Below are 13077 nucleotides of genomic sequence, written 5' to 3'. Positions count from 1 at the left end.
GTCCTTCACCATCAATCCAGAATAAGGGTCGCCTTATCCTTTATATAATTCACATCGGCTTCTTTCAATTCATTTTGAAGCACTTTCCCCGATAAAATATGATTTAACGCTGCATTTATGACGTCATTCGCTGAATTGGTAAACAAATGTCCCGGGTTGATCGATGTTGGATAAAGCTGCAGTGCTTTCTGCACATCTTTCATCGCCGGATTGGAATACTCAGCAATCACATCTTTAAAAGCAGATAAGGCAACGTTCTTGCTATAAATCGCCAACATGTCTTTATCCAGCAGAAGGGACATTAAATATTTAGCTTTTACTGGGTATAAGGTCTTCGCATTAATCGACACCTGCTTGTCAGGTGCTGCTGCCATTACCGTTTTTCCATTCTGATCTGGAAGGGCGAAAAAACCCATTTTGAAATCAGCCGTCTTGCTATCTACAACCCCAGGCGTCCAACTGCCCATCAACTGCATAGCGCCTTTTCCGTCAATAAATTGCTGCGTCGATTCCTCATAGCCTATTTGTGAAGCATCCGGATTAAAAAAACCTTTGTGTGCGAGATCGGTAAATTTCTGCATCGCGTTGTTGACCTCAGGACCGTCAATTTTCACTTTTCCCGCATATAAATCCAATTCAAAATTAGGGTTTTGGAGAAACTCTGACGTTGCGGCAATAGGCAAGTATACGCCCTGAATCGTCCAAACATCTTTAAATCCGCCTATGATCGGCGATATCCCAGCCTGCTTGATCTTGGCGCTCAACGTAATAAATTCGTCCCACGTTTTGGGCGTTTGCAATTGCATACGATCAAAAATAGTTTTATTGTAATACACGCCAAAGGTGCTCACATCAAGCGCCGCTCCATAGGTTTTCCCTTTGTAGGCAACCGTTTGCTTCGCAGATTCAATCATTCGCTGGGTCCAAGGCTGATCCGATAAATCCAGCAGATAACCTGCTTTGGCGTAATCTTTGATCTTCTGATTGAATAAGATATCGGCGGCTTGGCCTAATTTCAACTGGTTATCCGTCACTTCGGCAAAAGTTTTCTCATCCAATTTATCCCATTTAATAGAACCGTTCGGATATTTCGCTTTAAACTTCTTTTCAACCGCTTCAAAGTATCCGTTCTTATCTTGAGCCCAATAGGAGACGCGCAGCGTAAACGCCTCATCGGTTCGATCTTCCTGGTTCTGAGCTTGTCCATTCGAAGGAACTGGTTGCTTCGCGGTATTACTGCACCCTGTCGTAGTAATGATAAAGGACAATGCCGTCAGACCAATGATCCATTTACGCATCCGTTCATTCCTCCTAATTAGTTATAAACTTCGATCTCATAGATTCTGGCGTATCCGTCAAATCCTGACTGCGTCCCCTGTGTAATGTACAGTCTGACGTATCTTCCTGTTGCATTCACGTTGCGATCCGTAGAGTTTGCTGTATTCCCTGTCACGGTATCGGCATCTGTGAAGGTAGTGCCGTCATTACTCACCTGCAACTTGTAATCCTTCGTATTGAAATTGGTTGATTCTCCATTTACAGCGGCGTGCTTCACGACCCAACGGCTAATGTTAGTCACATAGCCCAGATCAATCTTTAACCAATTCGGGGATGCCGCGATGGATGCCCATTTCGTACCTGTCGAGCCGTCAACCGCATATTGCGGCGCTTCACTCGACAAATTATAGGCATTTGCAGAGGCTGTCTTGTTTAGTGTTGCATTTCCGCTTGCGGTACCATATACTTCAAATTCATCAATTCTTGCATATCCGTCATAACCGATTTGTGTTCCTTGCGTTATATACAGTCTAACATATCTGGCGTTCGTATTGATGCTGCGATCCGTTAAATTTGTCGAATTCCCTGTCACCGTGTCGATATCTGTGAAATTAGTTCCGTCACTACTTACCTGCAGCTTAAAATCACGTGTATTATAAATCGCTGATTCTCCGCCCGCTCCCGCATGTTTAACGACCCAACGCTTCAAATGATAAGACTTACCTAAATCAATTTTCAGCCAGTTGGGTGATGCCGCGACAGATGTCCATTTGGTAGCTGTTGAACCATCGCCAGCAAACTGCGGCGCTTCACTTGACAAATTATAAGCGTTTGCCGTAGCTGTTCGATTCAGAGCAATATTCGTCAAACCACAAACTTCGAAATCAACAATTCGTGTTATGCTGGCTCCATCTTGCTGACCAGCCGTTACATAGAGACGGACATATCTGCCGTTCGCGGATACATCCCGATCCGTGAGATTAGCTGTATTCCCCGTTACAGCATCAACGTCGTTAAAATTCATGCCATCACTGCTGATTTGCAACTTATAATCTTTTGTATTAAAAGTGGTCGATTCGCCGTTATAACCTGCGTGTTTGACAACCCAGCGACTAATATCATAGGAAGCCCCCAAATCGATTTGCAACCAATTGGGTGCTGCCGCAGTCGAGACCCATTTGGATGTACCCATGCCGTCAACGGCGTGATTAGCTGTATCCCCACCCGAAGAGCTGTTGCTGGTTGCCGTTTTATTCTGCGAAATAGGAAGAGAATACGTGCTCAGATCCTTGTCGTAGACATTCACGCTGCCTCCGCCTATACTGACACTTTTGACAATATTCCCCCAAAGTAAAGAATCATAGATGTGTAAGGTACCGCTGAAAGATGAAGTCGTACGCGCAAAGTTTTGCGATGTGCTGCTTCCCGCCTGCAGTCCAACCATCTGGATCGTTCCGCCGCCTTCAACGGATACGTTTGGACCGGAAGAGGTATCAACGGAAGGCAAATAGAATGTTGCATTTTGCGGTCCGGTACCCGCGCCTTCTTTGATCGTACGAATCCCTGATTTCACGCCGAAGGAATCTACAGCGAATGTTTTCAGATCATTACCATTGCCCACAGTCAGGGCATCCGTGTTAGCCAGCGTATAGTTTACGGCATGCGTAAAGCCATATGTATGAGGACTATTGTTATGTTTGGATTGAAAATGTGTTCCGAAGGTGACCGCCGTCTGCTCCACCCAGCCGCGCTGCGTTCCGCCGCCTACGTAAACTGCTTTTTTGGCCGCATTGATCCAATTGCCAGAAACGACAAAATCATTCGATGCATACGTAGAAAAATCAGCGCCGTTGTAGCTATTTTCAAGCTCGACATATTTCATCCAGGTGCCTGAGCCTGCACTGCGAACTGCATACGGATACGTGTGAATCGGATACAACGTTCTTAAATCGGAGGGAACTGACGCGTCGCTGCCATTCACAAAGCCTTGCTCAGGATGAAAAATAGTTAAACCGCGAACACCCGCGTTCGCATTCAACGTAATGAAAGCCGTTGCCGTATCCGGTGAAGCCGTATCCTTGCCATCATAGGCAAGCAATACTGTTGTATCTAGATTTTCATGCGCATGCAAATAATCGTAGCTGCCTCGCAGTTCAACGCCGCTTGGAACGTTCAGTGTTGTAGAAATTTTATAAGAGCCTGGAGGTAGGAAAACAGTTCCGCCTCCGGCGTTGCCTGCATCGGTTAACGCGGTTTGAATCGCGGTGCGGTCGTCAGTGATCCCGTTCCCTGCCGCATTATATGGCGTATTTTTTACATTATATAAATTCGTATCGCTTGAGGGCTTCTTCGCAGGAGCAAATGTATAATGCTGTCCGCGTGCTTGCCATACCTGATCAAGATTGAGAAATTCGCCGACCTCCGGACGCAAATAATCCTGCTGAACGGAAGCGTTTATTTTCGACATCGCTCCATAGGAACCATTGGAGGTGGCCGGACCCTGCTCCATCAAAATCCCCATTTTCGCATCGTTGACGCTAATATCGTACATCGTTAGCCCGTCATTTTTCCACAGTTTCATTCCATATAAAAAAGAGTTTGTGTAATTTTTAATGTAACCGGTTTGCGTGCTGTCCGGTTTATTGGTGATCGCCGAAGGCGCATTTTTCCATATTCCTGTATCCATAAACACATTCGTCACATAAGAATATTCATAATTGCCATCCATCGTAATGCCTTGAAACAAAAAAGTACCGTAAACATTACTTATATTTGTGCCGCTAGCGGATGAAAAATTGATGCCTTTAAATGAATTGTAGAACGTCACATTCGTCACATTCGCCGCAAAAGAATTTGAATCAATCGTGTACGGGTAAGTAGTAGGCGTAAACACACCGCCCGCGTAGCTGCCTTGATTCGGATACCAAATACTGAGATTGCGTATAGTCGTATTCGGCGCGTTCAAAGAAATCGCGGAAGCCGTCGTACTGTAAGCAGCCAATATCGTACCCGCTGCCGGTGTACCGTCAAGCGGACTTTTCCAATCCCCGCGCAGCGTTACATTGGTTGGAATCGTCAAGCCCCCGTTCAATCGATACGTTCCCGCAGGTAGAAATACGACACCGCCACCCATTTCGCGTGCCTGATCAAGAGCAGCCTGGATTATTGCAGTCGCATCATTCGTCCCCGTTGTGTCTGCGCTTACGGTCACATTGGCAACTACCACCTCGTCTGAGGTCAGCAAGCCGGTTTTAATAGCTGGAGTTGGATATGTCGGTGCAGTCCCTCGCTTCGTAAACGTAATGCTGTCTAAGTACGTCGCAGGATCCGGACCGCCAAATTCAATGGTCAGCACATGTGTCCCTGTGCTCAAATTAACGGGCATCGGTACAGTATAGTCTTGGAACGTTGTGCCTGTTATCGTAGGCGTAGCGCCAAGCTGAATGCCGTCTATAAGAGCAGTTATCGTCGATTTCGTTGTGGAACTACCCATTTTGGCACGGAATTTGATATCATGCCAGCCCGCATTCGCACTGCTGACATTCACCGTATATTTCAGATATTCGCTTACATATCCCGCAGTTGACGACCCGCCGACCTGATCATTAGAACTCACTACGTAGCAGTTTGTTACTGAATTAATCACTTCTTTAAAAAGATCGACATTCAGCACATCCCGATACGTGGTATCGCGAGTAATTTGCGCGGACGGATGTGCAAAATAAGCATCATTCATCGCACCTGAGTTAAAATCCTCCGCCTCAAACGTACCAGGTACATTGATCGTCGAAAATGGCGTTCCATCTGAAGCATGCGCGATTTGAGGCAGCATCCATGGAAACAAACTCAAAACCAAAAAGAAACTCATAAGAACAAAACTAACTCTATTTTTCTGAACAAACACGATATCATTTCCCTCCGATCAATCTAGGTCTAATTACCTAAGAATATTTTACCACAAACAAAGAGAGTGAATAATATAAATCTACAAATTTTGCATTTATTCTACAAACTTCAGATTTTAGAGATCGTCTGAACTTGCATTCCTTGCCGTTTCCAATCAAAAAAAGACCTGTAAGATCCAGGTCTTGGGGTTACTCTATTAAATGTCTAAGTTCTAAATATCTCCCTTAATGGCCAAGATACGCCTTCTTAACGTTATCCTGCGTACGCAAATTGTGTGCGGTATCATGAAACCTGATTTCTCCATGCTCCATCACATACCCGCGATCAGCCACGGATAAAGCCATGGAGGCATTTTGCTCGATCAATAATGTCGTTAATCCTTGCTTCTTGATGATGCGGATCGTCTCGAAAATATCTTTGACCACAATCGGTGCCAAACCCATGGACGGCTCGTCTAAAATAAGCAGCTTAGGCTTCGCCATGAGCGCACGACCGATGGCAAGCATTTGCTGCTCGCCCCCGCTCATCGTACCTGCAAATTGACTTTTCCGTTCGGCTAATCGCGGAAATAATTCAAATACGAAATCGATATCTTGCGTAAGTTCCGCCTTCGATGCTTTTCGCGAATAAGCTCCCATCAACAGGTTGTCGACTACGGAAAGCTTGGGAAATACCTTTCTCCCTTCGGGGACCATGACGATCCCATCCTTCACAATGTCATGCGTGGACATGCCATTCAATTCTTTGCCGTTGTATTGAATAGACCCCTTGGAAGAAATGGTTCCGCAAATCGCGTTCACCGTTGTCGATTTTCCCGCTCCGTTCGACCCGATTAAAGTAACAACTTCACCAGCGCCAACCTGAAGAGAAAGCCCGCGAACCGCATGAATGCTTCCGTAAGACACGTTAAGATCACGAATTTGCAGCAATGGGATTCACCTCCTCGTCGGTCTCGTCGGTCTCGTCAGTCTCGTCCGTCTTTCCGATATACGCTTCGATGACTTTCGGATGAGCGATGACCTGCTCCGGTTTGCCGTCAGCAATTTTCTCGCCATGATCCAAAACGACAAGCCGATCGCACAGTCCAACCACCATTCCGACGTTATGTTCGATAAGAATGACCGTCGTCCCATTCTTTCTGATTTTCCGTACTAGATCATCCACTTCCTTGGTTTCCTGTGCGTTCATCCCAGCCGTAGGTTCATCAAGCAGCAGCAGCTTAGGATCCGCAACAAGGGCTCTTGCAATTTCAACCCGCCGCTGATTGCCGTATGACAAGCTTCCCGCCAGCTCTTGCTCGAATCCATTCAAACCGACAAGTTCAATCGCCTTCAGGCTCAGTTCTGCAACCTGCTCTTCTTCAACCCTCGAAGCACGCATGCCTAGAATTGCTGACCATAGACCGGATTTTGTTCGGCCGAACATGCCGACTTTCACATTTTCTAACACGGTTTCATCCTTCAGCAGCCGTATATTCTGAAAAGTTCTCGACATCCCGCTCTTCGCGATGCGAAACGGCGCAAGCCCTTGAATCGGTTTGTTTTCGAATTCAATCGTACCTTCGTCCGCCTTATAAATACCAGTTAATATATTGAAGAACGTCGTCTTCCCGGCTCCATTCGGACCGATTAGACCGACAATCTCTCCTTGCTTTACTTCGAAATCAACTGCTTGGACGGCCGTGAGTCCTCCGAAACGTTTCGTGATCCCTTTCACTTTAAGCATCGTTGTCACCGTCCTTTGACGTTCCCGCTTTGCGCGGCTGCAAGGACTTAAGTTTGGCTCCTGTCTTGCCGAAAATTCCTTTCGGACGATAACGCACCACCAAAACCATCAACAGCCCGTAAATAATCATTTTGTACATATCCAAATACTTCATATCGATAAAATCAAGCTTGAACAAACGGAACATTTCAGGGAGCAAATACAAGAGGCTGACACCGAATAATGTGCCGCGAATACTCCCCAGACCGCCGATTACCACCATGCTTAGCACAGTTGCCGAGACGGAGAATCCGAAGGAATCCGCTCCGATAAAGGACACTTTATGAGCGAACAACGCTCCTGCAGCACCGGCGTAAGCCCCGCCGATTGCAAACACAAGCACTTTATAGTAAGTCGTGTTAATTCCCATCGCCTTAGCAACGGTTTCATCTTCCCGAATAACCATCCACGCTCTGCCGATACGAGAACTGGTCATTTTTTTGAGTGCATAGATGCCGACGACCATGACAACAAGTACAAGCAACAGGTAACCCGAGTTATCCAGCTTCCAGCCGAACAAGGAAGGTGTGGGAATGGAATCAATCCCGTATGCCCCCCCGGTAATTTCCGAGTTTTTGAAGAACGATTGAATAATCAATCCTAGCCCAAGCGTCGTAATTGCCAGAAAATCTTCTCTTACCCGTAGACTGGGCAGCCCCAAAACAGCACTGAATACGAAGGTGATCAAAACCGCCAAAATCATAGAAACCCATGTATCCAGCCCGCCTTTCACCGATAAGATGGCGGAAGCGTAAGCTCCGATCCCGAAGAATGCGGCGTGCCCAAGCGATACTTGACCAGCGTAACCCGTAATTAAATTTAGTCCCAATCCCAATAATATATAAATGACTAGAAAAACGATGATATCAACGTAATAAGGATTCAGTATACTGTCCATAAAAGATCACCTATACCTTCTCGATGTTTTTGCCAAAGAGTCCAGATGGTTTTACCAGAAGGATAAGGATTAAAATGATAAACGCAATCGCATCTTTATCTACAACCATCCCTGTCATAAAGCCGTCGCTAAGCGATTCTACAAGTCCCAAGATCAGACCGCCGATAATGGTTCCCGGTATGGAACCGAGACCGCCCAGTACGACGACGCAGAATGCTTTCAAGCCGGGTATCGAGCCCATCGTCGGATACATCGAATTAAAGTTCAATGCGACCAGTATCCCTGCAGCGGCAGCGAGTGCCGATCCGAGCAAAAAGGTAACAGCTACAACACGGTTCACATTGACTCCCATCAAAGAGGCTGCGCGCAAATCCTGGGATGTCGCTTGAATCGCAAGACCCATTTTCGTAAATTTAAGAAACGCATACAGAGAACCTAGCCCGACAATACCGGCAGCAATAATGATAAGTTTCATATTCGTAATCGTAATCGACTCTGTCAGTTGAATGATGGATATTTCGATTCCCGTCTCCGGGAATGCTCTTGTGTCCGATGAGAACATCACTTGAAATACATTCTCCAACACGATGGCAATGCCGATGCCGCTGATTAAGGTAGTTATCGGATGTGCCCCCCGCAAAGGGCGATAAGCATATCTTTCGATAAGTATGCCTATCACACCAGATACGACCAATGCGAACAGAAACGCGACGAGAAAATGCATGTGCAGATATGTCATACCGACCATGGCTGAGAAAGCTCCGACCATATAAATCGTGCCGTGGGCAAAATGAAGCAGCTTCAGCACCCCATATACCATCGTGAGCCCAACCGCAATCAAGATATAAATGAATCCGATGGAGATACCGTTAATCAACTGCTGTATAAATACCAATGGGATCCATCCTTTCCACTAGCTGATTGTTAGTTGTAGGTTTTAGATTTGACGAACTGGAACTTCCCGTCCTTGACAGTCATGAAAATCACAGGTTTAATAACTTCGTGATCTTTGCCGAACGTAATTTTCCCCGACGTACCCTCCAAGTCTTTCGTATCATTGATAGCTTGCTTTAGCTTTTCCTTATCAGTCCCGACTTTTTGCATCCCCTCCAAAATTACTATTGTTGCATCATAGCTCTGAGAGGAAAGCATATCCGGTATATCCTTAAATTTATCCTGCCATTGATTGACGAATATTTTCACTACAGAACGGCTGTCAGAAGCATAAAACGAGGTTGTGAAAGTCGACCCTTCTGTATTGGTTTTCCCAAGCTCCAAATATTTCGGTGAATCGAAACCATCGACGCCTAGCAGTTGAGCGCTAATTCCCGCTTCTTTCGCTTGCTTAACGATAGCCGCAGCTTCATTGTAATAACCAACTACGTACAAGCCATCCGGATTGGCGGCTTTGACTGCGGTCAAGATCGAACTGAAATCTTTGTCCCCCATCTTAAACGGACGTTCAATCGCAATATTCGCACCCAGCTTGCCAGCCTCGTCCTTAAATGCGGTATAAATCGATTTTCCGTAGTCGATATCGACGTAGAGTACGGCGATGTTCTTCTTCTTCAGATCGTTCACAGCATAATCGGCCATCGCTTTTCCTTGCAACGGACCCGTATAGATGACGCGATTCACATAATCGCCGCCTTTGGTCGCATCTGGATGTACGGCATAGGCAATAACCATTGGAACTTTGAGCTCCTGAATTTTTGTAGAAATCGTTTTGGTCGGTCCGCTGTAAGCGCCTCCAACAATGGCGACAACTTTATCATTATTGATTAGCTTCTGAACACCTTTTAACGCTTCTTCAGGCTTTCCTTGATCATCTTCCGCAACCAACTCAACCTTCTTGCCTTGGATACCTCCGGCTTTATTGTACTGCTCAATCGCCATTATCGCAGCATCTCTACTGTGTGTCCCGTCCGTCGCTGTCGGCCCCGTTAACGGACCGATCCAACCCAGTTTAATCGTATCTCCGGTCTTATTCATCGCACTATCATTTTTCGCGGAGTCACTAGACTTTGCTGCGCAACCCGAAATCATTAGAGATACAGTAATCACACCTGCTGCAATCATTGAGAACTTTTTCAATTTATAACCCCCTAATTGATTTATGAGTTTATCTTACTTTAAAAGCGCTTTCATGAATCTAGTCAAATTTGCGGAACACTAGCACAATTTTGCTGCGCGGTACTCTGACGGACTGCAGCTCATATAGAGTTTAAATTTTCGTGTAAAGTAATTGGGATCAGGGAATCCAACCAGAGCTGCAATCTGTTGAACAGGTAAATCCGTCGTTTCTAGAAAGTGCACAGCCTTTTCAATTCTAAGCTTATTCAAGAATTCGACGAAGCTTAAGCCTACTTCCCTCTTAAACAAATGCGCGAAGTGATAAGTACTTAGATAACAATAACGTGCTATTTCCCCCAAAGTAATTTTCTCTTGCAAATGCTCTTTCATATATTCGATGGCCGAACGAATGACGGGGGATGCCTCCCGCGCATGTGCTTCCGCTACTTGCCTTGCCAGCTTCCGCCAATAATCGCACACCTTCAGGACGTATTTATCGTAACGAATTGTATTGTATAAATCTTGAATGACTCTGGCGCTGCCCGACAACAGCTCAGATGCGTCTCCTCCTACATCAAGCACAAGCCTTGATACGGTCATTATGAGATCGAAAGTTTCCGATTTGAACATGTCAATATTATGCTTGTACGCTTGCGCTAGCCTCTCCAGCAAAATTTTCAGATATACGATAGAACCTTCTTCATCCCCGATCCTTACACGTGCGAGCAGTTCCATCTTCTCCTCATGGGTGATGACCTGAACCCATTTCTTCTCATTCTTTCTTCTCTTTTCATAATGAAAAATAAGCCGATTTCCTTGAAAAAAACGATCGATCATCGACTCCTTCGCTTCCTCGTAGGAATAATGCAACATGTATGGGTTATCATAATAAGTACCGATTCCAGCAGAAACAGAAAAACCTTGCTGGTCCATAATAGTCTGAATTTCGTGAACCATCTGCAACGTAAGCCCCAGATAAGCTTCTTTCGATTTCGAAATGCTGTCAACCTTTAGCTCAAGGAGTGCAGCTAATACACCTTCGGATACCCACACCCATAGGAACGGTACGGTTATCGCCTTATTAAGCGCTTTAACAAGCTTATGCCCAATGTCCGCTCGCCAAATAAAGGGTTGTCCTACGGCATAATCGTAGTAGCGGTCAATAGAGAAGACAATGACCACATGCGGAGATACTTCAATGCCTAGACGATTTTGAATTTCGTTGAAGTTAGCCTCGTGCACTAACGTCCCGGAAATCAGCATCTGCGAAAAAGCAGCTTGCGATGCGTTTAATTTCACTAAAAGATTCCCTCCTAACAGAAGTCATACTATTATATAACCGCTTTCATTGATTTCACAATGGGAATTAAATACCTGTATGGGCGGCGGCTGAAGGTCGACAGTGTCTGGGAATCAACATAATTTTGGAATCAACACAATCTGAAAATCAGCACACGAACAAAAGGCTGCCCATCGGTCATCTTTATGACAGAAGGACAGTCCTTTTGAGTTGTCATTTAAGCCTAGCAATTCTTTCTCTTATTTAGGCAGAGTCATTTTTAATTACTACAGTTAATTGAAGTGCATTTGGAGTGCTATGCGTAGTATTCCCCGATTCTATACCACCATGCATTGCCTAACATGCCTATCACTTCTTATAAGAGTAGTGCCTATGTAGCCTGGCAAAATAGGCTGTAACTTGGGATGTACCTTATCATAAACTCACTTCAACGAGAACTTTCAGGTACCTATAGTACTTAAAAGTCCCTATAGTACTTAAAAGTACGTACTTATCAAAAACAACTTAATGGTTTTATAATAGCACTTGTGAAGCGAAAGAAAAGCTTGCAGTTGTTCAAAATATATCTACTTAGGAGGCAAAACATGAACCAGTCATTCTCACAATCTGCAGCACAACATAAAGTGAGGCAAAAAACAGGAACATGGGCGCTTCTTGCCCTTGCCATTAGCGCATTTGGAATCGGAACAACCGAGTTTGTTCCAGTAGGACTGCTCGCGTCCATTGCAAATGATTTAAACATTGGCATTACACTAGCTGGCCTTCTTATTTCTGGTTATGCGATTGGCGTCGCGGTCGGAGCCCCGATCCTTACCGCGCTCACCAATCGGATGAGCCGGAAATCCTTGCTCATGTCGCTGATGGTTGTTTTCATCATCGGTAACGCTGTCGCTGCACTTTCACCGTCATTTGAAATACTGCTTATTGCACGTTTCATCACCGCATTTTCACATGGTGTCTTTTTCTCCATTGGAGCCACCATTGCTGTTCAGCTAGTATCTCCAGAGAAAAAGGGTAGTGCCATTGCTCTCATGTTCACTGGTCTTACCATTGCCATTGTTACCGGCGTTCCATTGGGGACATTTATCGGGCAAGCCTTCGGTTGGAGAGCGACTTTCTTGGGCGTTGCCTTACTGGGTGTCATTGCGATCATTTCCAGTGCGGCACTCATCCCTAAAAATCTCAAGCAATCTCCACCTGCTAAATTTTCAGATATGCTCCGTTTGCTCACCAATGGCCGTTTGGTCCTGGGCTTTCTTATCACGGCATTCGGTTATGGCGGGACGTTTGTTGCTTTCACTTATCTAACTCCACTCCTGCACGATGTGACTGGCATAAGTTCAGGCATGATTAACATTATCTTAATCATTTATGGTGTAGCTGTTGCATTCGGTAACTCTGTTGGCGGTAAATTAGCCAATAAGAACCCTTTACGCGCATTATTTTGGATGTTTATTATTCAAGCTGCTGTTCTAGTCCTTTTAACATTCCTTGCTCCATTTAAAGTGGCTGGTGTAATTGGTGTTGTCTTAATGGGCTTGCTTGCATTCATGAATGTGCCTGGTCTTCAATTATATGTCGTGGGGCTGGCTGAAAAGTATGTACCTTCAGCGGTTGATGTTGCATCAGCGATCAATATTGCAGCGTTTAACGTCGGTATTGCTATTGGCTCAATTGTCGGTGGAGTTGTTATCGACTCCATGGGACTTGTTCATACCCCATGGGTTGGAGCTTTAATGGTTCTCGTTGCCATCCTGCTCACTGGTATTTCTGCAAAGCTGGAACGGAAATCATAATTGGAGGTATTTAAATGTTTGAGCTTTTGGAGGGATCCGGCTATCGGTCAAATTTATGATAG

Annotated in this window: 9 protein-coding genes and 1 pseudogene; 1 reads left to right on the top strand and 9 read right to left on the bottom strand. The window is 45.3% G+C overall.

Annotated elements, in window-relative coordinates:
* Nucleotides 1-11 precede the first annotated feature (11 nt).
* The 9 genes and pseudogenes from AC58U0_RS11070 to AC58U0_RS11030 form a co-directional block, all read right to left on the bottom strand.
* The gene (locus AC58U0_RS11070) at nt 12-1298 is read right to left on the bottom strand and encodes an ABC transporter substrate-binding protein (RefSeq protein ID WP_497379052.1); all 1287 of its coding nucleotides are present in this window, start codon (nt 1296-1298) and stop codon (nt 12-14) included.
* 17 nt (nt 1299-1315) lie between these two features.
* Complete coding sequence (locus tag AC58U0_RS11065; RefSeq protein WP_497379051.1) at nt 1316-5182, bottom strand: galactose-binding domain-containing protein; 3867 nt, start codon at nt 5180-5182, stop codon at nt 1316-1318.
* Between the two features lie 226 nt (nt 5183-5408).
* Nucleotides 5409-6113, bottom strand: a complete 705-nt coding sequence (locus AC58U0_RS11060; protein WP_497379050.1) for an ABC transporter ATP-binding protein — start codon at nt 6111-6113, stop codon at nt 5409-5411.
* A complete protein-coding gene (locus tag AC58U0_RS11055; protein WP_497379174.1) occupies nt 6097-6279 on the bottom strand; it encodes an ABC transporter ATP-binding protein C-terminal domain-containing protein in 183 nt (60 codons plus the stop codon). The genes AC58U0_RS11060 and AC58U0_RS11055 overlap by 17 nt, the downstream gene beginning before the upstream one ends.
* Before the next feature lie 95 nt (nt 6280-6374).
* Nucleotides 6375-6909: pseudogene (locus AC58U0_RS11050) on the bottom strand (ABC transporter ATP-binding protein); the annotation flags it as partial.
* Entirely contained in the window at nt 6902-7846 is a 945-nt protein-coding gene (locus AC58U0_RS11045; protein ID WP_497379049.1) for a branched-chain amino acid ABC transporter permease, read from the bottom strand. The gene AC58U0_RS11045 and the pseudogene AC58U0_RS11050, both read right to left, overlap by 8 nt.
* A gap of 10 nt (nt 7847-7856) precedes the next feature.
* Nucleotides 7857-8741, bottom strand: a complete 885-nt coding sequence (locus AC58U0_RS11040; protein ID WP_497379048.1) for a branched-chain amino acid ABC transporter permease — start codon at nt 8739-8741, stop codon at nt 7857-7859.
* A gap of 29 nt (nt 8742-8770) precedes the next feature.
* Nucleotides 8771-9940 carry an ABC transporter substrate-binding protein gene (locus tag AC58U0_RS11035; protein ID WP_497379047.1) on the bottom strand — a complete coding sequence of 390 codons (1170 nt, stop codon included), beginning with the start codon at nt 9938-9940 and terminating at the stop codon, nt 8771-8773.
* A gap of 78 nt (nt 9941-10018) precedes the next feature.
* The gene (locus tag AC58U0_RS11030; RefSeq protein WP_497379046.1) at nt 10019-11218 is read right to left on the bottom strand and encodes a helix-turn-helix domain-containing protein; all 1200 of its coding nucleotides are present in this window, start codon (nt 11216-11218) and stop codon (nt 10019-10021) included.
* A gap of 585 nt (nt 11219-11803) precedes the next feature.
* On the opposite strand from AC58U0_RS11030, the gene AC58U0_RS11025 reads away from it, so the two are divergent.
* Entirely contained in the window at nt 11804-13015 is a 1212-nt protein-coding gene (locus tag AC58U0_RS11025; protein WP_497379045.1) for an MFS transporter, read from the top strand.
* Nucleotides 13016-13077: the final 62 nt, after the last annotated feature.

The organism is Paenibacillus sp. J31P190 (assembly GCF_059692075.1).
The sequence above is the reverse complement of the archived record's forward strand: the minus strand, read 5'-3'. Positions and strand labels throughout refer to the sequence as shown.

Excerpts from the sequence above, each read along its gene's own strand:
- AC58U0_RS11055 (WP_497379174.1), bottom strand. The coding sequence starts at position 6,279 with ATGGTGGTTGGACTGTGCGATCGGCTTGTCGTTTTGGATCATGGCGAG.
- AC58U0_RS11025 (WP_497379045.1), top strand. The coding sequence starts at position 11,804 with ATGAACCAGTCATTCTCACAATCTGCAGCACAACATAAAGTGAGGCAA.
- AC58U0_RS11045 (WP_497379049.1), bottom strand. The coding sequence starts at position 7,846 with ATGGACAGTATACTGAATCCTTATTACGTTGATATCATCGTTTTTCTA.
- AC58U0_RS11070 (WP_497379052.1), bottom strand. The coding sequence starts at position 1,298 with ATGCGTAAATGGATCATTGGTCTGACGGCATTGTCCTTTATCATTACT.